The 21,753-nt window shown below is 66.6% G+C and carries 18 protein-coding genes; 13 read left to right on the forward strand and 5 right to left on the reverse strand.

Annotated features, from left to right (window positions below; translation table 11 throughout):
• From ACE3Q6_RS08680 to gyrB, 13 genes are all read left to right on the forward strand, one after another.
• On the forward strand, positions 1–1,080 hold the full coding sequence (locus ACE3Q6_RS08680; protein WP_374431015.1) for a hypothetical protein: 1,080 nt from the start codon (positions 1–3) through the stop codon (positions 1,078–1,080).
• Positions 1,073–1,840: a hypothetical protein gene (locus ACE3Q6_RS08685; protein WP_374431017.1), complete on the forward strand. Its 768-nt coding sequence runs from the start codon at positions 1,073–1,075 to the stop codon at positions 1,838–1,840. The genes ACE3Q6_RS08680 and ACE3Q6_RS08685 overlap by 8 nt, the downstream gene beginning before the upstream one ends.
• Entirely contained in the window at positions 1,837–3,213 is a 1,377-nt protein-coding gene (locus ACE3Q6_RS08690) for a hypothetical protein (RefSeq protein WP_374431019.1), read from the forward strand. The genes ACE3Q6_RS08685 and ACE3Q6_RS08690 overlap by 4 nt, the downstream gene beginning before the upstream one ends.
• The gene (locus ACE3Q6_RS08695) at positions 3,210–3,839 is read left to right on the forward strand and encodes a hypothetical protein (RefSeq protein ID WP_374431021.1); all 630 of its coding nucleotides are present in this window, start codon (positions 3,210–3,212) and stop codon (positions 3,837–3,839) included. The genes ACE3Q6_RS08690 and ACE3Q6_RS08695 overlap by 4 nt, the downstream gene beginning before the upstream one ends.
• A gap of 11 nt (positions 3,840–3,850) precedes the next feature.
• The gene (locus ACE3Q6_RS08700) at positions 3,851–6,586 is read left to right on the forward strand and encodes a tetratricopeptide repeat protein (protein ID WP_374431024.1); all 2,736 of its coding nucleotides are present in this window, start codon (positions 3,851–3,853) and stop codon (positions 6,584–6,586) included.
• Positions 6,583–7,638, forward strand: coding sequence for an alginate lyase family protein (locus ACE3Q6_RS08705; protein WP_374431026.1), 1,056 nt, complete (start codon positions 6,583–6,585; stop codon positions 7,636–7,638). Before ACE3Q6_RS08700 ends, ACE3Q6_RS08705 begins: the two co-directional genes overlap by 4 nt.
• A gap of 151 nt (positions 7,639–7,789) precedes the next feature.
• Positions 7,790–8,065, forward strand: coding sequence for a 30S ribosomal protein S20 (gene rpsT, locus ACE3Q6_RS08710; RefSeq protein WP_374431029.1), 276 nt, complete (start codon positions 7,790–7,792; stop codon positions 8,063–8,065).
• Positions 8,066–8,582: 517 nt separating this feature from the next.
• On the forward strand, positions 8,583–9,950 hold the full coding sequence (gene dnaA, locus ACE3Q6_RS08715) for a chromosomal replication initiator protein DnaA (RefSeq protein ID WP_374431032.1): 1,368 nt from the start codon (positions 8,583–8,585) through the stop codon (positions 9,948–9,950).
• Between the two features lie 120 nt (positions 9,951–10,070).
• Positions 10,071–11,189, forward strand: coding sequence for a DNA polymerase III subunit beta (dnaN, locus tag ACE3Q6_RS08720; RefSeq protein WP_374431035.1), 1,119 nt, complete (start codon positions 10,071–10,073; stop codon positions 11,187–11,189).
• A gap of 28 nt (positions 11,190–11,217) precedes the next feature.
• Positions 11,218–12,309 carry a DNA replication/repair protein RecF gene (gene recF, locus ACE3Q6_RS08725; protein WP_374431038.1) on the forward strand — a complete coding sequence of 364 codons (1,092 nt, stop codon included), beginning with the start codon at positions 11,218–11,220 and terminating at the stop codon, positions 12,307–12,309.
• Positions 12,306–12,836, forward strand: coding sequence for a GNAT family N-acetyltransferase (locus ACE3Q6_RS08730; protein ID WP_374431041.1), 531 nt, complete (start codon positions 12,306–12,308; stop codon positions 12,834–12,836). The genes recF and ACE3Q6_RS08730 overlap by 4 nt, the downstream gene beginning before the upstream one ends.
• 9 nt (positions 12,837–12,845) lie before the next feature.
• Positions 12,846–13,466, forward strand: coding sequence for a LysE family translocator (locus tag ACE3Q6_RS08735; RefSeq protein WP_374431044.1), 621 nt, complete (start codon positions 12,846–12,848; stop codon positions 13,464–13,466).
• A gap of 81 nt (positions 13,467–13,547) precedes the next feature.
• Positions 13,548–15,998, forward strand: coding sequence for a DNA topoisomerase (ATP-hydrolyzing) subunit B (gene gyrB / locus ACE3Q6_RS08740; RefSeq protein ID WP_374431046.1), 2,451 nt, complete (start codon positions 13,548–13,550; stop codon positions 15,996–15,998).
• On the opposite strand, the gene ACE3Q6_RS08745 is transcribed toward gyrB, so the two are convergent.
• The 5 genes from ACE3Q6_RS08745 to ACE3Q6_RS08765 all read right to left on the reverse strand — a co-directional run.
• Positions 15,995–17,773: a hypothetical protein gene (locus ACE3Q6_RS08745; RefSeq protein ID WP_374431048.1), complete on the reverse strand. Its 1,779-nt coding sequence runs from the start codon at positions 17,771–17,773 to the stop codon at positions 15,995–15,997. The genes gyrB and ACE3Q6_RS08745 overlap by 4 nt on opposite strands.
• Before the next feature lie 245 nt (positions 17,774–18,018).
• Complete coding sequence (locus tag ACE3Q6_RS08750) at positions 18,019–19,005, reverse strand: uroporphyrinogen decarboxylase family protein (protein WP_374431052.1); 987 nt, start codon at positions 19,003–19,005, stop codon at positions 18,019–18,021.
• A complete protein-coding gene (locus ACE3Q6_RS08755; protein WP_374431054.1) occupies positions 19,002–20,057 on the reverse strand; it encodes a DUF4037 domain-containing protein in 1,056 nt (351 codons plus the stop codon). The genes ACE3Q6_RS08750 and ACE3Q6_RS08755 overlap by 4 nt, the downstream gene beginning before the upstream one ends.
• Before the next feature lie 24 nt (positions 20,058–20,081).
• A complete protein-coding gene (gene rhaI, locus ACE3Q6_RS08760; RefSeq protein ID WP_374431056.1) occupies positions 20,082–21,368 on the reverse strand; it encodes an L-rhamnose catabolism isomerase in 1,287 nt (428 codons plus the stop codon).
• 9 nt (positions 21,369–21,377) lie between these two features.
• On the reverse strand, positions 21,378–21,753 hold a 376-nt coding region (locus ACE3Q6_RS08765; RefSeq protein WP_374431059.1), incomplete at its 5' end, for an SDR family oxidoreductase.

Below are 21,753 nucleotides of genomic sequence, written 5' to 3' on the forward strand. Positions count from 1 at the left end.
ATGCAACCTGTCCTGAGGGCCTCGCGCTTCCTGCTTCCCGTCGCATTCTTCGCCTACGCGGCCGTGGTGAACCTTGGCTTCGCGCAGTTTCCCGGTCGCGGCGACCTGCCCCGCGACGCCGATTTCCTGCGCGGCGGCCTGACCGCGACGCTGGACTCCATCTACCGAAAGTCGCTGCCCCACCGCGAACCTGCCATCGGCATGATCGGCGCCTTGCGCTACCTGACGGTGGGCGAAGGACGGAAGGGCGTGCTGGCGGGTCAGGACGGCTGGCTCTTCACGACCGAAGAGGTGCGTCCTCCCACCGATGATCTGGACCAGTCGCTTGACCGGATCGCCCGCATCCGCGAGCGGCTGGAGGTGGCGGGCGCACGGCTTGTGATCGTTCCCGTTCCGGGCAAGCTTGATGTGCACAGGTCCAAGGCCGACCCCGAGACCGCCCAAGGCATCGCCACGCTTTACGACGCGTTCCTGGCCGGGCTGCGCCTTCGGGACGTGCCGGTCCTTGATGCGCGTTCTGCCCTCCGGGGTGGGGCCGAGGCCGAGCTTGCCTTCTTCCCAAGCGACACGCACTGGACGCCGGGCGGTGCCGAGGACGTCGCCCAGGCGCTTGCTGCCTCGGGCTTGGTGCCGCTGGGGGATACGGACTTCACCATCTCGGCGGGCGAGAGGATTCAGTTCATCGGCGACCTCGTGTCCTTCGTGACCACCGACGACCTTGCCCCGATGATCGGCTTCACGCCCGAAACGGCGACGCCCTACACCGTGTCGCCGTTGGCGGATGGCGAAAGCCTGGACATCTTCGGCGGGACCGAGGCGGGGGCCACGATCCTGATCGGCACCTCTTATTCTGCAAACCCGACCTTCAGCTTCTCCGAGGCGCTGAAACTTGCGCTGCGCCGCGACGTCCTGAACCTCGCGGAAGAGGGCAGGGGACCCGCCCACCCGATGCTCGACTACCTCGCCTCGCCGGACTTCCGCGACGCGCCGCCCGAGCTGGTGATCTGGGAATTCCCGGTCCGCTACCTGACCGACCCCGCGCTGTGGTCCGCGCAAGGCCCGGTGAAGAGCGGTGCTTAAGCTGGTCAATATCGGCCTGGTCCTTGCCCTGGCCTCCAGCGCCCCCGCGCGGGCCGACGTGGTGCTGCCGCCAGCCATCGCGGGCAGCCCGACGCTCAAGGCACTGCGCAAGTCGATGCTGGCGGGACGCGAGCTGTCGGACGTGCAGCTGCAGCGACTTGCCGACGCGGGCGAGGGGCTGGCGGCCGCGCGCTATGGCAAGCGGCTTGAGCAAAGGGACGATCCCGCCTTCATCGACGATGCGGCGCATTACTATTCCATCGCCGTCTACCAGGGCCGCGACTTCGCCCTGCCGCGTCTTCTGGCCACGCTGACCGACAAGGAGGCCGAGTTCACCGAGGGCCGCCTGCGCAACATCCGCGGCGTGCTCGACCGGGCCGCGCGTCGCGGGGATGCCAAGGCGGCGGCCGGCCTGGCCGAGATGCTGATGAAGGGCGACCCCTACGAGATGGACATCCCCCGCGCCCGCGAGCTTCTGCTTCTGGCAGCGGCGGGCGGGGATACCAAGGCCGCGATGAAGCTGGCGCTCAGCCATATCCAGGGCGAGCCGGGCTTGCCACCCGACCCGGCCTCGGCGCTGCCGGCGCTGGAATATGCGCTGGCCAGTCCCGATCCCGGCGTTCAGGCCATGGCCCTGGCAATGGCCCGTCAGATCCCCGGCGGCGAGGCGCTGCAACCCGCTGCCTTGCCAGCTTCGCCCGACCTTGACCGTAGCAAGCGCCCGCCCGTGCGGCCCGCCCTGGAAGGAGATGCGCCATGATGCGCCCCGTTTTCGCCTTGTGCGTTCTCGCAGCCCCCGCCGCCTATGCCGGGCCGTCGCAATTCGGCTGCGCCAACACCCAGTTCGCCGCCTCTGCGTCGATCGAGGGGAAGGACGGCGTGTTCTACCGGGTCCAGTCCGACCTTCGGCTGCAGCACCCGATGGACGATGCCGTCGTCGCCCAACTGGCGGAGCTGACCCGCGTGCTGGCCGAACAGGGCACGACGCTCATCTACGTGAACGTGCCCACCAAGGGGCAGGCCATGCCGCAATACCTGCCGCCCGAAGCAGCCGCCTACGGCTATGACCCGGCGCTGATGCAGGCCAACTACCAGGACGTGACCAACCGCCTCAACGCCGCGGGGGTGCCCTCTCCCGACCTGATGAGCGCGATGCTGAAAGCCGGACCGGACGAAAAGGTCTTCTTCCAGGCCGACTTCCACTGGACCCCCGACGGCGCGCGCCTGGCTGCGCAGGCCATCGGCGAAATGATCCGCAACCTGCCCGCCTACGCAGATGTCACTCCCGTCGAGTTCACCTCGCAGCCCGCCGACCCCGAGATCGCCTTCTCGGGCCTGCGGCGCGAATTGCAGACCTACTGCAAGGAAGCGCTCCCCGAGGTCGAAGCCACGACCTGGGTTACCACCCGCGCGACCGGGGCCGAGCTTTCTGCCGCCGACATCTTCGCGGACGCAGCGCCCGAGCCCGCGGCCCCCGAAGGCGATGCCGCAACAGAGGGCGAGGCGCTGGACATCTTCGGCACCGGATCGGAAGAGGCAAGCCTCGTCCTGGTCGGCACCTCGTTCTCTGACAGCAGCATCAACAACTTCGCCGGTTTCCTGTCGGAATACTCCGGGATCGAGGTGGTCAACTACGCCATCACCGGCGGCAACCAGTTCGGCTCGATGACTTCCTACCTCACCTCGCGCGACTTTGCCGAGGACCGGCCGACCTTCCTGGTCTGGGAGAATCCGATCTACAACGGCCTCGCCCAGTTCGGCCCCCTCCCGATGGACGAGCTGATCGTGGCCGCCGGCCCGACCTGCGACATCGCGGTCGAGACCACGGTGGCCGAAAACGCTCTGGTAGCCAGCTTCCAGCCCGGCAAGCTGAAGCCCGAGGACGCGTTCCTGTTCGACCAGGGCGGCGAGGGCGCGCGGATCGCCGATGTGACCTTCGAAACCGGCGCGGGTATCCGCCGCACGATCCGGATCGAAAGGTCCGACCGTCTGCGCGCCACGGGGCGATTCTTCCTGAAACTGGAACCGTATTGGCACCCCGATCTTGTGAAAGTGGAGGTGAGCTTCGACCGCGCGCTCGGCGACACATCCGCCCTGACCCTTTGTCCAACCCAGAAAGGAGACGCGTCGTGAAACGCATCCATCTGACAGTTCCGTTCCTTGTCCTTGCCGCGACGACCGTGACCGCGCAGGACGCCAGCCTCTACGAGGACGTGGCGAACCCCAACGCCAGCTTCGTGCGCGTGGTGGACGCGACGGCTTCGGTCGCGGTGATCCAGGCCGCAAGCTTCGACCGGGTCGAGAACAGTGTCACGCCCTATGTCGTCATCGACGGCGACCGCGAGGTCCGGCTGTCCTCGGGCGAGGTCTCGGCCACCGAAGCCATCCAGCCTGCCACCTTCTACTCCTTCGTCGTCGGCGCGGACGGCACCACGGCCCTGGTCGTAGACAAGATCACCCGCAACCCGGCGCAGGCGGACGTCACCTTCTACAACCTGTCGGACATCGCCTCGGCCAATCTCTACGTGCCGCAGGCCAAGGCCGTCGCCATCGAGGGCGTCGCGCCCAGCAGCGGCGGTGCAGTGGCGCTGAAGGCCCCGTTGACGCTCGACTTCGAAATCCGCGACGGCGAAACGGTGGTCGCCACCGTGCCCGCCGTCGACCTGAAGCGCCGCGAGGGTGTGGCCATCGTGCTGTCGGGCACCGAAGGCACCTACACGGCCACTGTCACGCCGAACGCCCTTGCCAAGCAGCCCTGACCGGAAGACCCATGACCATGCAGCGCATCCTCGCCACACTCCTGATCCTGGCCCTGCCCGTGGCGGCCGGGGCGCAGACGGTGGACCTGGTTTTCGAGCCGCCTGATCTCGAGACCGGAAAGGTCTGCGAAACCCGGCCCTCGGACGATGCGCTCATCAAGAAATGGGAGGGCGTCTCGCTGGACGCCCTTCCCGAAAGCGACACCGCGCTCATCAAGCGCGATTTCCGTCGGCTGGTCGAACTGGACCCGCAGCGATGGTTCGACACGATCGAAATGGTTCAGTCGAACTTCCGCAGCATCGACCCGCAATATTCGGAAGCGAACATGCTGATCGACCGGATCGAACTCCTGCTGGCTGCAGGCAGGGTCTCGGAGCTTCAGCGCGAGCGCCTGGTCGAGCAACTGGCCTCGCTGGACCTGCGCCAGACACCCCGGGCGCAGCACCTTCTGGCTGGCTACCTGATCCGTGGCGTCGGGATCGAACGCGACCGTGAGCGCGGCGAAGCGCTTCTCTTGCAGGCCGGGTTCGGCGGCAATGCGGATGCCATCCTGCAACTGGTCGAACGCGAGATCCAGGGCAATCCCGTCGAAGGCTGGGACGTGCCGCCGGAACTGGGCGTGACGATGGCCTTCGGCGCCCTTGTCGGCAAGCTGGACCCGCTGATCTGCGACCGCGTCAACCGGATCGCGCGCGAATACATGAACGGCGACATCGTGACCCGCGATCCGGCGCTGTCGGAACGCTGGTACCGCTTCTCGGCCGACCTTGGCGACGCGCTGTCCGCCTGGCGGGTGGCTGAGATTCACCTTCGGTCCGAGGACCTGCCGAAGGACAATGAAATCCTCGTCAGCTACCTGACGGCCGCGGCGGATGCGGGCCTGCCCTATGCCCAGGTCGCACTGGCCCGGCTTTACGCCGATGGCGCGTTGGTCCCGCAGGACCTCGAGGTGGCCGAGGCCCGCTACAGCGCCGCGGGCGAAGTCTGGCCCTCGGGCGAGGCAAGCCATGTCCTGTTCCTGCAGGCCCAGTCCCGCCGGGACGCCGACTGGACGCCGGCCTATGTCGATGCCCTCTCGCGGCTGGTGGAAAGCCCGGACGCTCCGGCCTGGTCGCTCATCGCGATGGCCGAGCAGGTGCTGGCCGACAAGGGCCGCTGGGCCGGCCAGGACCAGGCGCTGGAGTTTTTGGAGCGGGCCGTGGGGCTTGGCGAATACGCCGCCATGGAAAAGACCGCACCGATGAAGTTCCGCGCCGCCCGGACGCCTCAGGATTTCTACGCGGCGGTGGACCACCTGATGCAGGCCGTCGCCACCTCGGGCGAGGTCGATCCGATGCACCAGCTGTCCAGCGCCTTCATCTGCCGCGCGCCCGATGCGCCGCAGGTCCAGGAGGCAGATTACTGGCTGGCCGTGGCCGAAAGCACGGCCTCCGAAGCCGTGGACTTCACGCCGGCGCAGCTTGCCGATCTGGCGGTCAATCCCGACCCCATCGCCGAGGCTGAAATCCAGACCCAGGCCCTGACCGGCCGCGTCACGGCAATCGCGCAGTATATCTACCTGCTGGAAGCGCGGCAGGCTCCGGCAGACATGCTGGCCTTCTGGGAGGACTACGCCACCCGTTTCCCCGGGGTCACCACCGCCCGCGCCGGGCTGGCGATGAAGGCGGCGCGCACGCCGACCGAACGGGCAGCTGCGCTGGATCTTTACCGCGAAGCCATCGCACGCGGCGAACCCTCGGCCGGGACCCAGTTTGCCGAGGCGCTTCTGGAAGAAGGCTTCGTCACACCCGAAGCGCAGGCCGAGGCACTGGAGATCCTCCTTCCGCTGGCCGAACGGGGCATCGGCGATGCGCTCGAGATGCTGCCGCTGGCCGATCCCGAAAGCTTCCCGACGATGACCGCCGTGATGGAACGCTATGGTGACGTCGTGGATGCGAGGGGCGATTTCGATGCGCTTCTGCTGGCCATGCCGCTGATCACCGACCGGACGGTCTATGCCGACTACGTGACCCGGGCGACCGCCATCACCGCCTGCACCTTCAACGAGGCACTGCGCCTGACCGAGGCAGTGGGCCGTGCCGGCGACCGGACGCTTTTCAAGCGCTGGATGCGCATTGCGGATTACCTCGCGGGCGGGGAAGGCTATGCACTGACCGAGCTGGCAGACGTCTACAGCCGCTACGGGACCGACGCCGACCAGCCGGAGATCCTGGCCTATTACGAAGCCGCGCGCGAGCAGGGCAGCCGCATCGCGATCCATCGGCTGCTGAACATCTACTCGCGCCGGTCCTCGCCGCAGTATGACCCCCAGGTCGCCGCCGATCTCTTCATCGACCTTGTCGAAGTCAGCTCTCCCGAAGATCTGCCCGGCACCTTGACCCGTCTCCGCGCGGCGACCCCCGAGATCCGCGCCATCGCCGACCGCAGCATCGACGAGACCGCCCTTTTCCTGGCCGCAGCGGAATCGGGCAGCGCGGTGGCGATGCGGGAATACGCGCTGATCCTGCGCGAAACCGCCTCGACCCCAGCGGGGGTCCTGGAATCGACCGACTGGCTCCGCCGCGCGGCCGAGGCCGGAGAGCCCGCCGCGATGGTCGACTACGCCGACGCGCTGGTTTTCGGCATCGGCGTCAATCCCTCGCGCGACGAGGCTCTGGCCTGGCTGCAAAAGGCCGCCGAGCTCGGCAGTGAGGACGCTGCGCAGCGCCTGCGCTCCCTGCAACTATCGACGGAGGTCAACCAGTGACCACACGCCCCCTCGCCCTTCTCCTGCTTCTCTCCAGCCCCGTCGCGGCCCAGGAAGCCGCCAAGGAGGCTGCGGAATGCCCCGTGGACGCCAAGCCCGTCGTCACCCTTGGCTTCGGCAGCCGCTACACCGACGACAGCGAGAACCGCAGCGACTTTGACGAGGAAGCCGACAAGGCCGTCACGGCAGCGCTGAAGCCGATCGACGACTTCATTACCGACCTTGCCAAGCAGACGAACATCCTGAACGACCCTGACACCAAGCCAGAGGACGCCCAGGCTGCAGCGGACTGCGTGATGCAGTCGATCCTGTCCTGGGCCAAGGCCGACGCGCTGAGCGAGCTTGAGACGCAAGGTGCCAACCTTTCGGCCCCGTCTCGGGTGGGGGGCATCGCCTTCGCCTATGCGGCGGCCCTGAAGGTCGTGCCGCAGCCTCAGGGCAAGGACCAGATCGAGGCCTGGCTTATGGACCGGGCCAGGCAGACGATGGCCTACTTCGACACCGAGGCCCCGCCCCGCGCCTCGCAGAACAACCTGCGGGCCTGGGCCGGCCTTGCCGTTACCCGCGTGGGCCTGGTTCTCGACGATGCGGCGCTGATCGACTGGGGGGCCGACACGGCCAGCCTCGTTTCCTGCACGGCCGATGCGGATGGCAGCCTCCCGAACGAGATGTGGCGCGGCAAGCTGGCGCTCCACTACCAGATCCACGCCGTGGCCCCGCTGGTCACCACCGCGGCCCTCTTGCAGGACGAACGGCCCGAGCTTTTCACCGGCTGCGACCGCGCCATCCCCCGGATCGTAAAGTTCACGCTGGCCGGATTGGAGGATCCCGCCATCGTCGAGAAGATCACGGGCAAGAAACAGTCGGTCGGCGGCACGAAAAAGGCGCGCGACTTCGAACTGGCCTGGATCCCGGCCTACCTGACGCTTGACCCCGACCCCAGGATCGCGGAACTGGGGGCCGCCGTGAAAGAGCTGGGCAATTCCAAGCTTGGGGGCGACCAGCGTCTGCTCTGGCCCGGCTCTCCAAAGGCGGATCCGGCGGACGGCTGAGGGGGCTTTCCTTTCCCAAAGGCATCCTCTATACGCCGCCTCACATGCGCGTGGGCCCGCTTAGGCAAGAATCAGATCCGTCCTTCGGGATGGGGCCTTCTGGTCTTTCGTGCGACAGGAATGAAACCGATAGACCGCAAGGAAGCCACCCATGGCCAACACTGAACAGTCCAAGAAACGCGCCCGCCAGTCGGAAGCCCGTTACGCCATCAACAAGGCGCGCCGCTCGCGCATCCGCACCTTCCTGCGCAAGGTCGAGGAAGCCATCGCCTCGGGCAACGGCGAAGCTGCCGTCGCCGCGCTGAAGGCCGCACAGCCGGAACTGGCTCGTGGCGTGACCAAGGGCGTTCTGCACAAGAACACCGTCGCGCGGAAGATGTCGCGCCTCGCCTCGCGCGTGAAGGCTGTCGCCGTCACCAAGGCCTGATCCGTCGTCTGGACCGAATCCGGAACAGCAAGGGCGCACCCGCAAGGGTTGCGCCCTTCGGCGTTTTCGTGCCTTCCGGATGCGTCATTTCGACCCTCCGTTGCCGATTTGCCAGAGCCCTCGGATTCGGTTTTCGGGAATCTCTGTCAAGCGCGTTGTTCGGTTGCAGAGCCTGCGGCGGGGTTGCTAGCGTGACCCTGCGATTCACTTCGTCTTGGGGGACATGAACGGGTCGCAACGGAAAAGCTGCTGCACTGGGAAGGCGCCAATAGGCTCCGGGACCTGAGTTTTTCTTTTGCGATCATAGGGTTGGAAGTAGCAGCCAAGCTACTCCATCTATGTGACCAGAGCCACCGGCCCGCCGGCGTCTCTGGTTGTGTTTTGTTCCGTCCCACTGACAGGTTCCGCCTGGCAGGCCTTTCTGGCCAGCGCAGGACTTGGACGAAGCGGCCCGCTGAAGACGTGACAGGAAAGGATCGGCAGCCTGTGCCGGTCCGGGGATATGGGCAGGTTAAGAATGACAAATGAAACCTGGGGGCAGGTTCGGGAAGAGTTGATCAAGCGGGTCGGCAAGAACAACTACGTAACCTGGATCGAACCTCTCAAGCTCTCCCACCTGAACAACGGTGTCGCGCGTTTCGAAGTGCCGACCATCTTTTTCGGTGACTGGGTCCAGCGAAACTATGCCGACCACATCCGCACCCAACTGGCCTCGGCCGGTGCTCTGGTCGACCGGGTGGAGTTTGCCGTGGGCTCCGTCTCGGGCGAGGCCCGGCCCGCAAAGCCCGCCGCCGCGCCGAAGACCGCCGCCAAACCCGCCCGGGCCCGCGCCTCGGATGAGGAATTGCCCGGCGCGCCCCTCGATGCGCGCTTCACCTTCGACAGCTTCGTCGTCGGCAAGCCCAATGAACTCGCCCACGCCGCCGCCCGCCGGGTGGCCGAGGGCGGGCCGGTCACCTTCAACCCGCTTTTCCTCTATGGTGGCGTCGGCCTCGGCAAGACCCACCTGATGCACGCCATCGCGCATGAACTTCAGGCCCGCCGCCCCGAGCTGCGCGTGCTCTACCTTTCGGCCGAGCAGTTCATGTACCGCTTCGTGCAGGCCCTGCGCGACCGGCAGGTCATGGACTTCAAGGAACTGTTCCGGTCCGTCGACGTCCTCATGGTGGACGATGTCCAGTTCATCGCCGGGAAGGACTCCACGCAAGAGGAATTCTTCCACACCTTCAACGCGCTCGTGGATGCCAACAAGCAGATCGTCATCTCTGCCGACCGCGCGCCGGGCGAGATCAAGGATCTCGAGGAACGCATCAAGTCGCGCCTGCAATGCGGGTTGGTGGTGGACCTGCACCCGACGGACTACGAGCTGCGCCTTGGCATCCTGCAGCAGAAGGTCGACTTCTACCGCAACCAGTACAAGGGCCTGGCCATTGCCGACGGCGTGCTGGAGTTCCTGGCGCACCGCATCACCACCAACGTCCGCGTTCTGGAAGGCGCGCTGACCCGCCTCTTCGCCTTCGCCAGCCTCGTCGGCCGCGAGATCACGCTGGACCTCGCCCAGGACTGCCTGGCCGACATCCTGCGCTCTTCCGACCGCAAGCTGTCGATCGAGGAAATCCAGCGCAAGGTGGCCGAGCACTACAACGTCCGCCTGTCGGACCTGATCGGCCCCAAGCGCCTGCGCACCATCGCACGCCCGCGCCAGGTGGCGATGTACCTCGCCAAGCAGCTGACCCCGCGGTCCTTGCCGGAAATCGGTCGCCGCTTCGGAGGCCGCGACCACACCACGATCATGCACGGCGTCCGCAAGATCGAGGAACTGATGACCACCGACAGCCAGCTTGCCGACGATCTGCAGCTTCTGCGGCGGCTTCTGCAAGGCTAAGGGCAGGGGCCGCACTTGACGGCCCCCGCAAAGCCTTTCACAGTCCATTCCAACGCTTGTAAGCCGGTGGAAACCGGATAAATTCGTCGTCCCTTAAGGGGTTCGGCAGGGGGAAGCCAGATGAAGCTCAGCATCGAACGCGCCACGCTCTTGAAGGCGCTTGCCCAGGCGCAGTCGGTCGTTGAACGCCGCAACACGATCCCGATCCTCGCCAACGTCCTGATCGAGGCCGAGGGCAACCAGGTCTCCTTCCGCGCCACCGACCTGGATATCGAGGTCGTGGACCGCGCCCCCGCGATGGTCGAACGCGCCGGCGCCACCACCGTCTCTGCCGTGATGCTGCACGAAATCACCCGCAAGCTGCCCGACGGGTCGCTGGTGAACCTGACCGAAGACGCCGCCTCGGGCCGCCTGACCATCGCTGCCGGCCGGTCGACCTTCAGCCTCGCGACGCTGCCGAAGGAAGACTTCCCGGTCATGGCAACGTCCGAATATTCCTCGAACTTCTCCGCCAAGGCGCCAGAACTGCGGCGGCTCTTCGACAAGGCGAAGTTCGCGATTTCCACCGAGGAAACCCGCTATTACCTGAACGGCGTCTACATGCACGTCTCGCAGGGTGAGGGCGGCAAGGTCCTCCGCTGCGTCGCGACCGACGGCCACCGCCTGGCCCGAATCGACGCGCCCCTGCCCGAAGGGGCCGACGGGATGCCCGGCGTCATCGTCCCTCGCAAGACAGTGGGTGAGCTGCGGAAACTGCTGGATGACGACGACGCCACCATCGCCGTCTCGGTCTCTGAGACGAAGGTCCGCTTCGCCACCCCAGCCATCACTCTGACGTCGAAAGTCATCGACGGGACCTTCCCGGACTACACCCGCGTGATCCCGACCGGGAACACCCGCAAGCTGGAAGTCGACGCCTCCGAATTCGCCAAGGCCGTGGACCGCGTGGCCACCGTCTCCTCCGAACGCTCTCGCGCGGTGAAGTTGTCGCTGGAGGAAGACCGGCTGGTCCTGTCCGTGAACTCGCCTGACTCCGGCGCCGCCGAGGAAGAACTGGCCGTGGCCTATGGCGACGACCGGCTGGAGATCGGCTTCAACGCCAAGTACCTGCTGGAAATCGCGAGCCAGGTCGATCGCGAGAATGCCGTCTTCCTGTTCAACTCCGCCGCCGACCCGACCTTGATGCGCGAAGGCAACGACACCTCGGCGGTCTACGTCGTCATGCCGATGCGGGTCTGACAACCCTCTGCACTGAAAGGGAAATCCGGTGGGCGGTCTGGCGATCGAAACCCTCGCCCTGTCGCATTTCCGCAGCCACCGGGCCACGCGGCTGGCCTTCGACGGCCGCCCCGTCGCCATCACCGGCCCGAACGGTGCGGGCAAGACCAACATCCTGGAAGCCGTGTCGCTTCTGTCGCCAGGCCGGGGCCTAAGACGCGCCGCCGCCGAGGACCTCGCCCGCAAGCCCGAGGGGCTCGGCTGGAAGATCACCGCCACCGTCCAGGGCCTTTCCGCCGCGCATGATCTGGAAACCTGGGCCGAACCCGGCGAGACGCGGCAGGTCCGCATCGACGGCAAGGCCGCCACACAAGCCAGCCTTGGTCGCATCCTTCGCGTCCTCTGGCTTGTCCCCGCGATGGACCGCCTCTGGATCGAAGCTGCCGAGGGCCGCCGACGTTTCCTCGACCGGATGACGCTCAGCTTCTTTCCGGAACATGCCGAACAAACGCTCACATACGAAAAGGCGATGCGCGACCGGAACCGTCTGATCAAGGACGGCGTGACCGATGCCCACTGGTACACCGCCCTCGAAACCCAGATGGCCGAGGCTGGAGAGGCCATCACCGCCCACCGCCGCGCCGCCATCGCCCGCATCGCCACCGCCGCCGATCCCGCCAGCGCTTTCCCTTCGGCAGACCTCACCCTCACCGGCCCCGAGGGCAGCGAGGAACCTGCCAACCTCGCCCAAGCCCTCGCCGAAGGCCGCCGCCGCGACATCGCTGCCGGCCGTACCCTCGTCGGCCCCCACCGCGCCGACCTGCTGGCCCGCTACACCGCCAAAGACATCCCCGCCGACCAGTGCTCCACCGGGGAACAGAAGGCCCTTCTCATCAGCCTCATCCTCGCCAACGCCCGCGCCCTGGCCCAAGACCTCGGCCGCGCGCCGATCCTCCTCCTCGACGAGGTCGCCGCCCATCTCGACGAACACCGCCGCGCCGCGCTGTATGACGAGATCTGCGCGCTCGACGCCCAGGCCCTGATGACGGGGACCGAGCCCGACCTCTTCACCGCCCTCGGCGACCGGGGCCGCACGCTGAAGATCACCGACCAGAACAGCATTTCGCAGGTAGAGCCATGACCCCGGAAACCATTCCCGAACATCTGCTCACGAACACCGACGAAACGCAGATCGCAGACCTTCTCGCCCGCTGCTTCACCACCGATTTCGGCGGCCGCAGCTTCTTCCAGACCCGTCACAGCTGGCGCCACATCCTGCGCCACGAGGGCCGGGTCATCGCCCACCTCGCCGTCCAGCTGCGTGCCGTCCGCCTGGGCGAGGACCTTGCCACCATCGCCGGAATCGCCGACGTCGCCACCGACCCCGGCCACCGAGGAAAGGGCCACGCCGCGACCCTTCTCCAGGCCGCAATCTCTACCGCGCGCCAGTCTCCGGCCAGCCACGTCCTCCTCTTCGGCACGGCCAAGCTCTACCCCGCCACGGGCTTCCGGCCGATCCAGAACCCGCTCACCTACATCGACCTGACCGACGCCCGCAGCGGCCAACTCCACCGCGACCGGCCCGAGGACCACCTGCAAGTGCTTGATCTTTCAGACACCACCTGGGACGAGACCAAACCCCTCGACCTCCTCGGCGGCCTGTTCTAAACCCCTGCCATGAGCGTCTCTCTCCACGAACTCCTCCTCTACGCGCTTGGCATGGCGGGCCTCTGGGCCGTGCCCGGCCCGGTCTGGGTCGCCCTCACCGCCCGCGCCTTGTCCGGAGGCTTCGCCGCCGCCTGGCCGCTTGCAGTGGGCGTGGCGCTTGGAGACCTGATCTGGCCCCTCGCCGCCATCCTGGGTCTCAGCTGGATCGAAAGCGCCTACGGCGACTTCCTGCAACTCCTCCGCTGGGCCGCCGCAGCGATCTTCCTGGTCATGGGTGTCCTTCTCATCCGCAAACCTGCCGCCACGCTGAACGCCGACAGCCGCCTCACCCGCCCTGGGATGTGGGCGGGCTTTACCGTCGGCGTCGCTGCGGTGATCGGCAACCCCAAGGCGATCCTCTTCTACATGGGCGCGCTGCCTGGCTTCTTCACGCTGGAGCGCCTGACCGCCCCCGACATCGCCCTGATCATCGCGATTTCCGCCCTGATCCCGATGGCCGGAAACCTGGGCCTCGCCCTCTTCCTCGACCGTGCGCGGCAGCTCCTCTCCAGCCCCGAAAGCGTGCGTCGGCTCAACGTCGGCTCAGGCATTCTCCTCATCGCCGTCGGGCTGGCGATCCCCTTCCTCTGACCCCCAAATCTTGTGGCCCAGGGGTGACATTCCCCCGTCAAACCGCTATAAGTCGCGCACAACGTAAAGGGTTTCCCGCGCATGGCTGACCAGCCCAAGAACACCGCCTCATACGGTGCCGATTCCATCAAGGTTCTCAAAGGGTTGGAGGCGGTTCGCAAGCGCCCCGGCATGTATATCGGCGACACCGACGACGGCTCGGGCCTCCACCACATGGTCTATGAGGTCGTGGACAACGGTATCGACGAGGCGCTGGCCGGTCACGCGACCGAAGTCGTGGTGAAAATCCACGCCGACGACAGCGTTTCCGTCCGCGACAACGGCCGTGGCATCCCGGTCGACATCCACCCCGAGGAGGGCGTCTCGGCGGCCGAGGTCATCATGACCCAGCTCCACGCCGGCGGGAAATTCAACAACACGGATGAGGGCGGGAACGCCTACAAGGTCTCGGGCGGCCTCCACGGCGTCGGCGTCTCCGTCGTCAACGCCCTGTCGGAATGGCTGGAGCTGACGGTCTGGCGTAACGACACCGAATACCGCGCCCGGTTCGAGGATGGCGATTGCACCATCCACGTGCATGAGGTCGGCCCGGCCCCCGGCCGCAAGGGGACCGAGGTACGCTTCCTCGCCTCGGCCAAGACCAACCGGCCGGATGGGACCTTCAGCAATCTCGACTACAGCTTCAAGACGCTGGAAACCCGCCTGCGCGAACTGGCCTTCCTGAACTCCGGCGTCCGCATCATCCTGGAAGACGAACGCCACGCCGAACCCCAGCGGATCGAGCTTTTCTACGAAGGCGGCGTGCGGGAATTCGTCAAGTACATCGATCGCTCCAAGTCCAGCGTGATGGCCGAGCCCATCTACATGGTGGGCGAAAAGAACGGCATCGGCGTCGAAGTGGCGATGTGGTGGAACGACAGCTACCACGAAACCGTACTGCCGTTCACAAACAACATTCCCCAGCGCGACGGCGGCACCCACCTCGCCGGTTTCCGCGGCGCGCTGACCCGCACGATCACGGCCTACGCCCAGTCCTCCGGCATTGCCAAGCGCGAGAAGGTGGATTTCACCGGCGACGACGCGCGCGAGGGGCTGACCTGTGTGCTGTCAGTCAAGGTGCCGGATCCCAAGTTCTCCTCCCAGACCAAGGACAAGCTCGTCTCCTCCGAAGTCCGCCCGGCGGTGGAGAACCTGGTGAACGAAAAGCTCGCCGAGTGGTTTGAAGAAAACCCCGGCCCCGCAAAGGTCATCGTCGGCAAGATCATCGAGGCCGCCTTGGCCCGTGAGGCTGCACGCAAGGCCCGCGAACTGACCCGCCGCAAGACCGCGCTGGACGTGGCCTCTCTGCCTGGAAAGCTGGCCGACTGCCAGGAACGCGATCCCGCCAAGTCGGAACTGTTCCTGGTCGAGGGTGACTCCGCCGGTGGCTCCGCAAAGCAGGGGCGTAGCCGCTCCAACCAGGCCGTCCTGCCCCTGCGCGGCAAGATCCTGAACGTAGAACGCGCCCGCTTCGACCGCATGCTCTCCAGCCAGGAGATCGGGACCCTGATCACCGCCCTCGGCACCGGCATCGGCCGCGACGAATTCGACATCGGCAAGCTGCGCTACCACAAGGTCGTCATCATGACTGACGCCGACGTGGATGGCGCCCACATCCGCACGCTGCTCCTCACCTTCTTCTTCCGCCAGATGCCCCAGCTCATCGAAGGCGGCTATCTCTACATCGCCCAGCCCCCCCTCTACAAAGTCGCCCGCGGCAAGTCCGAGGTCTACCTCAAGGACCAGGCCGCGCTGGAGGACTACCTGATCGAGATGGGCACGGAGGGCGCCGTCCTCCGCCTGCAAGACGGCCAGGAAATCGCCGGCAACGACCTCGCCCGCGTCATCGAAGGCGCGCGCCAGTTCCGCCGCGTGCTCGACGCCTTCCCGACCCACTACCCCCGCCCGATCCTGGAACAGGCCGCCCTCGCCGGGGCCTTCGACCCGGGCCGCGCCGACGCCGATCTGCAACTCGTCGCCGACACCGTCGCCAAGCGCCTGAACCTGATCGCGCCGGAGTTCGAGCGCGGCTGGTCCGGCCGCATCACCCAGGACCACGGCATCCGCCTGTCCCGCATCCTGCGCGGCGTCGAGGAACTCCGCACCCTGGACGGCGCCGTCCTCCGCTCTGGCGAGGCGCGCAAGCTCTCCCAGATCGCCGGCCAGTACCGCGACATCTACCGCGACCCCGCCCGCCTTGTCCGCAAGGACCGCGAGCAGGCGATCCATGGCCCCATCGACCTCCTCAAATCCATCCTGGCCGAGGGCGAAAAGGGCCTGACCCTCCAGCGCTACAAGGGCCTGGGCGAGATGAACCCCGACCAGCTGTGGGAGACGACCCTCGACCCCGAGGCGCGGACACTGTTGCAGGTCAAGGTCGACGACCTGGCCGAAGCGGACGACATCTTCTCCAAGCTGATGGGCGACGTCGTGGAACCCCGACGCGACTTCATCCAGCAGAACGCGCTCTCGGTCGAGAACCTGGACTTCTAGAGCCACCCCAGCGGGTGGGCCGAGAAGCCGTGGCAGGCGGACCCGTCCGGGAAGTCGATCGACCAGTTCTCCGGCGTGGTCACGCGGCCTTCGCTCACCCACCGGCCCCAACGGGCGGCGATGATCGCGTGGATGTCCGTCCGGCGGCCAAGCCGTTGCAGGGCAAGGAAAAGGTAGTGATGCATGAAGGGGCTGGCCAGCGCCGGTTGGCCCTCCACCGGCCCGTCGCGCAGGTCGAGTGACCGCGCCACGATCCGGTCCGCCAGGCCTTCGGTCTCCGCCCCGTCGACCACCCCAGTGAGGACCAGCAGCGCCAGCCCAAGCTGACTGGCCGCCTCTCCCCCCGGGCTTTCCGTCCACCCGTCCGGCCCCCGGTGCCCCTGCAAGGCGCGCGCCAACTCCCCCGCCTGCTCCGCCCAATCCGCCGTCCGCCCGACCTTCTCCGCCATTCCTGCCGCCAGCCGCAGCGCATGCAGATAGCGAAGGTTCAGCGTAAGATTCGGCTCCACCCGGCTCATCGGGGACCAGTCCAGGAACAGCCGCCGCCCCGGCGGATTGCGTAATAGCCCGTCCGCCGCCCGGAACGACGCCATCCTCTCCAGCATCCGGACCAGAATACCCCAATGCCGCTGCCACACCACCTCCGGCTCGGCCACGCCGGGATGCGTCGCGCAGCCCGCCAACAACTCAACCCAAGAGAAGTTGTAGTCCGTCACTGCATAGGCCGGGACCTCCCCCGGCAAGACGCTCGGCAACAACCCTTCCGCATCCGCCCCCTCCGCCGCCATGTCGATGGCGAATAGAAGCGGCCGCGCATCATCCGAAATCCCCCGCAGCGCCCAGTCCTGCGCCACGGCATCGCCCAGCCACAGACTGCTCTCGCGCCAGACGCCATCGACGAAGCCGTCCTGCAGACAGGCCAGCGTCGTCCGGCGACACATCTCCGCCACACGCTGCAGCACCGGGTCCAGCGGAGGCAGAGGCCGCTCCACCACCGGCGTCACCGGCAGCCGCGTGTGGAACTTCGGAGCCGGAGACACCCCGCCCCCCTCCAGCGCAAACACCAGATACCGCGCGCCCCGCGGCGTGAAGCCCTCCACCACCTGCCGCCCGGGCCGCAGCGTGAAGCGGTCGGTGGGCCGCATCCGGCAATAGGTCTCCGGGTCGGGCAGCAGAAGCTCCCCCTCCCGCAGCTTCTCGGCATAGGAAACCAACAGCCGCTCTCCCCCAGCCGCCGTCAGTTCGACCCCGCCCAGACAGGCCCGGCTTTCGCCAAGGTCGAAGACCCAGATGGACGAGGTGCCCTTTGGTAGAAGGGCAGGGGCCGCACCTGCCTTCGACACTGAAAAAGCTTTTCGCAGATCCGTGTGCGGATCACCCGTAGCCGCGACCGACCCTCCGACCCGCACCTGCCAAGGCTCTTCCAGGACGCGCACTTCCTCCAGCGGCAAAACTGTCGCCCTGGGTCGGAGGCTCTGCCAGATCGGCCCCTGTGCCCCCTGCACCACCCGCGCCGCGTCCCAGGCAGAGGCATCTGCCTCCAGCCAATCCTCCTCCAGCCGCAGGTCCCGGTCCTCGACCCCCGTGCCGTAGATCGAGACCCGCTCCACCCGATCCGACCACGACCGGTCCCGCCGCGTCTTCCACTGCGGGCCGGTCATCAAGGCCACCTTCCCGTCCACCTCCAGCCACCCGATCAGCCCGCAGGCCCCGCGATGGACGTAGGCGAAATGGGAATGACCGGGGGAATAGACTTGCACGGCAACCCGGTTCATCCCCACCCGGAGAAGATTCGTGACCGAACGTTCATCTACGGCCATCAAGGAAGGCCATGACCGCTCTGGTCCCCGCCCGACGAATACACCATTGACCCAAAGCCGATAGCGGGAGTCCGCGCTCAGCCGGAAGACAGCCTCGCCCGGCACAGCCGGAAGCGAGAAATCCGAGCGAAAGTTCACATACGCGTCGCGCAAGTCGAACGGATGCGCCGGGCCGATCCAGAGCGTGCCCTCCGGTGCCTTCACTGCAGCGTCCCGTACTGCGCCGCGAGCTTGTTCACCAGCCGGTACGCCCGGACCAGACGCATCGGCGGGATGTCCGGCTGGATGAAGTGCCCGCCGTTGAAGATGAACCCGCCGCCCGGCGCATAGATGCCGAAGCGTTCGGTGATATATTCGTCCAGCTCATCCCCGTCGTACTTCAGCAACCCGTCGATCACGTCCAGCGAGCCGTAGATGACGATCTTGTCGCCCCACTTCGCCTTGACCTCACGCGGGTCGATCCCCGCGCTTTCCTGTACCGGGTGCCACGAGGTGTAACCCATCTCGATGATGTCATCGACGACCTGCAGGATGTAGCCGTCCGAGTGCAGGTTGACCGGCATCCCCCTGGATCTTGCGTGCTGAACCACCCGCATCGCATAGGGCTTGATCAGCTGCCGCCAGGACTTCGGGGAAAACAGCATCGTGCCGTTCGACCCCCAGTCGTCCGAGAGGGTCATCATGTCCACCCCGGCCTCGATCATCTGGTCGACCTGGACGCACATCCAGTCGGCATAGCGGTCGAAGAAATTGGCCATCAGTTGCGGGTTGCCGCCCAGGTTCATCCAGCAATTTTCGATCCCCAGGAACGACGACGTCCCCTCCACCATCCCCCAGCAATGCGCCAGGACGCAGCGCTTGCCCTTGTGGTCGCGGATCGCGGTGGCGATGTTCGTGCCGCCGAAATCATAGTTCCAGTCGGTGAAGTTCAGCCACTTGGGGTGCTTCGGGTCCTCCAGCGGGACATCGGCCAGTTCGTGGATATCGAACTTGCGGCCGTGCTGGTTCGGAAAGGGCATCAGGCCCACGAAGACGTCGATCCCGAACTCCTCGATGAACTTCTCGCGCGGGCCGTAATCGGCCTCCAGTCGCTCCAGGAACTGCTTCTGGTAGAGCCAGCAGTCGATGGGCGTGCGGTCCACCGGCTTGTGGTTGATCGTCGCCATGACACGTTCATAACCGTTCATTCGCATTCCTCCAGAAGCAGCATCCGCCGCCAGTCCTCCAGCCCCACGCCCGCGACGAATTCAGAGTGGAACCCCTCCCAATGCACCTGCTCCCACTGCGGGACGATGCCCCGGATCTCGGCCGGGCACTTGCGGATCAGCTCGGCATAGGCCGATTCAAGCAACCGGTAGCCCGAGGTTGCCGAAACCTTGTAACGCGGATGCGGCGCGATCAGCCCGTCCTCGACCATCGCCTGGTCCAGCAGATCGGACATCTGGTGCAGAAGCTCCAGCTTCCGCTCCCAAGGCGTCGAAAGCTTGGGCGCTTCCTCGACGATTGCCGCCAGCCGAGCCCCCATCCGGGGCAGGCGGTGGAACATGACCGTCAGCCATTTGTCATAGGGATAGTATTGCCGGTCGAGGAGGAACGCCATCTGTACCCCCCAGCGCAGGCTGCGGGCAAAGGTGGTGTTCGCGTAAAGCTCGTTGTTCCGCAGCAAAGCCCGCTTCAGCGCATAGACTCCCATGCCGCTGAAATAGCGGCACCAATGCGCCAGCCGCCGCAGCCGAACCTCCTCGGGGTAGTAGGCCGCCAGGGCCTCCCGCACGGCAGAGAACCGGCCCGAGGGGTCATGCCAGACCTCCCCGGCGATGACGTGCATCATGTCCTCTTCGGGGATCGCCAGCCATTGTGAATGACTGTTCGGTGGAGCGTCCAGCCCGATGGTTGACCGCAGGTGATGCTCCAGAGATCCCAGCGCCACGCCTTTCGTCCGGGTATACCCTTCGCGCAACTCGCGGCCCCGCCAGACCTGCGGCAGACCCTCGGCCAGCGCGTCCTCGATCACCGCCCCGCGCGCCTGCATCACGCTCTCGGGCAGCAGCACATTCACCCGCAGGCCGAAGTGGTGGTCGGTGGAATACTCGTCATCCAGCCGCAGCACTTCGGAGCCATAGCCGAACACCCCCGCCGCCATTTGCATCGTTTCCTCCGGGAAGCGCGCGGCCAAGAATGGATGCACCACCTCGTCCCAGAAGGCATGGCTTTCGTCGATGATCGAGTGCTTTGTCATCCCCCCGGCCTCCCCTCCGGCGCGTCAGACGATCCCAGATGAGGACCCCTTCACCTCTGGCCGTTCCTTCGCCACCCGGTCGCGGTAACCGCTGGCCCGGTAGGCGGCGATCGGGTCGTAAGCCCCGCCCTGCCGCATCCGCGCTTCGGCCAGGATGGGTGAGACGTCGGTCAGGAACCCGGCCTTCAGGCAACGGTGCGCAGCCATCACGTCATTGGCCTCCTGCGCCTCGGTCAGCGCCTTCCGGTCCACCAAGGACGCCTGGATATAGGCCCGCGCGATCTCCACCGCCGAGCTCATCAGGCTTTCGATCGGGTCGGTCACGTTGTGGCTCTGGTCGATCATGTAGCTGGGCGCGAACCCCTTGGCCCCGCGCAGCTCGGCCTCGACCAGCTCGTTGAAGACCAGGAACAGCCGGAACGGGTCCACCGAACCCGAATCCAGGTCATCGTCCCCATACTTCGAGTCGTTGAAGTGGAACCCCGCGAGCCGCCCCACATGGACCAGCCGCGCCACGATCTGCTCGATGTTCACGTTGGGCGCGTGGTGGCCAAGGTCGACCAGGCACTTCGCCCGCGGCCCAAGATGTTGTGCCGCCATCAGCGATGAGCCCCAATCGCTGATCACCGTGGAATAGAAGGCCGGCTCGTACATCTTGTGCTCGATGAACATCGCCATTCCGGGGGGCAGGGCCGCATAGACCTCTTCCATCGCCGACAGGTAGTTCTCGAACATGCGCCCCAGACTCTGCTGCCCGGCGAAGTTCGTGCCGTCGCCGATCCACACCGTCAGCGCGGGCGCACCCAGGGCCTTCCCGATCTCGATGCATTCGATGTTGTGCGCCACAGCCTGCGCGCGGGTATCCGAACGGGCGTTCGCCAATGACCCATAGCGGTAGGACAAGCCCTGATCCACCTGGTCCTGGAAGGTGTTGGAGTTCACCGCGTCGAACCCCAGCCCATACTGCGCCGCCTCTTGCCGCAGCGCGTTGTAGTCCGAAACCTTGTCCCACGGGATGTGCGGGCTGACGGTCCGCGTGCCCCGCGTCAGCTGCTGGATCACCCCGCAGTCGGCCAGCTTGTCGTGGATGTTCCGCGGCTCTCCCCGACCAGGAAAGCGGGCGAACCGCGTCCCCCCGGTCCCCACGCCCCAGGAGGGCACGGCCACCGACCAGTCCATCGCCCGCTTGACCAGCGCCTCGATGTCCACGCCACGGCGGGAGAGCTTCCGCCCCAGCGCCCCGAACTCATCCTCATGCGCCGCTTTCGCCGCTTCGTTCAGGCTGCCAACCAGATCCTCGGAAACCAGCATCCCCGCCCCCTATCGCGTGAAGGACACGGCATTGCCCGCGTCCACGTTCAGGAAATTCCCCGTCGACTTCGCCGACAGGTCGCTGGCGAAGAAGTAGACCCCCTCGGCGATGTCCTCGGGGAAGACCGACCGCTGCAGAAGACTGCGCTTGCGATAGTGCTCCTCTAGCTCCGACACGGCGATCTTGTTCGACGCCGCGCGCTGTTCCGACCACTCGCCCTTCCAGATCTTCGATCCGCGCAGCACCGCGTCCGGGTTCACCACGTTGACCCGGATTCCCATCGGCGCACCCTCCAGCGCCATGCAGCGCGCAAGGTGGATCTCCGCCGCCTTGGCGGTGCAATAGGCCGACGCACCGGGCGACGCCGCCACCCCGTTCTTCGAC

The organism is Tabrizicola sp. (assembly GCF_041913445.1).
GTDB lineage: Bacteria > Pseudomonadota > Alphaproteobacteria > Rhodobacterales > Rhodobacteraceae > Tabrizicola.

What these genes read in the sequence shown, in the direction of transcription:
- ACE3Q6_RS08750 (WP_374431052.1), bottom strand. Translation starts at nt 19,005, where the DNA reads ATGAACGGTTATGAACGTGTCATGGCGACGATCAACCACAAGCCGGTG.
- dnaA (WP_374431032.1), top strand. Translation starts at nt 8,583, where the DNA reads ATGACAAATGAAACCTGGGGGCAGGTTCGGGAAGAGTTGATCAAGCGG.
- ACE3Q6_RS08755 (WP_374431054.1), bottom strand. Translation starts at nt 20,057, where the DNA reads ATGACAAAGCACTCGATCATCGACGAAAGCCATGCCTTCTGGGACGAG.
- rhaI (WP_374431056.1), bottom strand. Translation starts at nt 21,368, where the DNA reads ATGCTGGTTTCCGAGGATCTGGTTGGCAGCCTGAACGAAGCGGCGAAA.
- ACE3Q6_RS08680 (WP_374431015.1), top strand. Translation starts at nt 1, where the DNA reads ATGCAACCTGTCCTGAGGGCCTCGCGCTTCCTGCTTCCCGTCGCATTC.
- gyrB (WP_374431046.1), top strand. Translation starts at nt 13,548, where the DNA reads ATGGCTGACCAGCCCAAGAACACCGCCTCATACGGTGCCGATTCCATC.
- ACE3Q6_RS08735 (WP_374431044.1), top strand. Translation starts at nt 12,846, where the DNA reads ATGAGCGTCTCTCTCCACGAACTCCTCCTCTACGCGCTTGGCATGGCG.
- ACE3Q6_RS08730 (WP_374431041.1), top strand. Translation starts at nt 12,306, where the DNA reads ATGACCCCGGAAACCATTCCCGAACATCTGCTCACGAACACCGACGAA.
- ACE3Q6_RS08700 (WP_374431024.1), top strand. Translation starts at nt 3,851, where the DNA reads ATGACCATGCAGCGCATCCTCGCCACACTCCTGATCCTGGCCCTGCCC.
- ACE3Q6_RS08745 (WP_374431048.1), bottom strand. Translation starts at nt 17,773, where the DNA reads ATGAACCGGGTTGCCGTGCAAGTCTATTCCCCCGGTCATTCCCATTTC.
- ACE3Q6_RS08690 (WP_374431019.1), top strand. Translation starts at nt 1,837, where the DNA reads ATGATGCGCCCCGTTTTCGCCTTGTGCGTTCTCGCAGCCCCCGCCGCC.
- dnaN (WP_374431035.1), top strand. Translation starts at nt 10,071, where the DNA reads ATGAAGCTCAGCATCGAACGCGCCACGCTCTTGAAGGCGCTTGCCCAG.
- rpsT (WP_374431029.1), top strand. Translation starts at nt 7,790, where the DNA reads ATGGCCAACACTGAACAGTCCAAGAAACGCGCCCGCCAGTCGGAAGCC.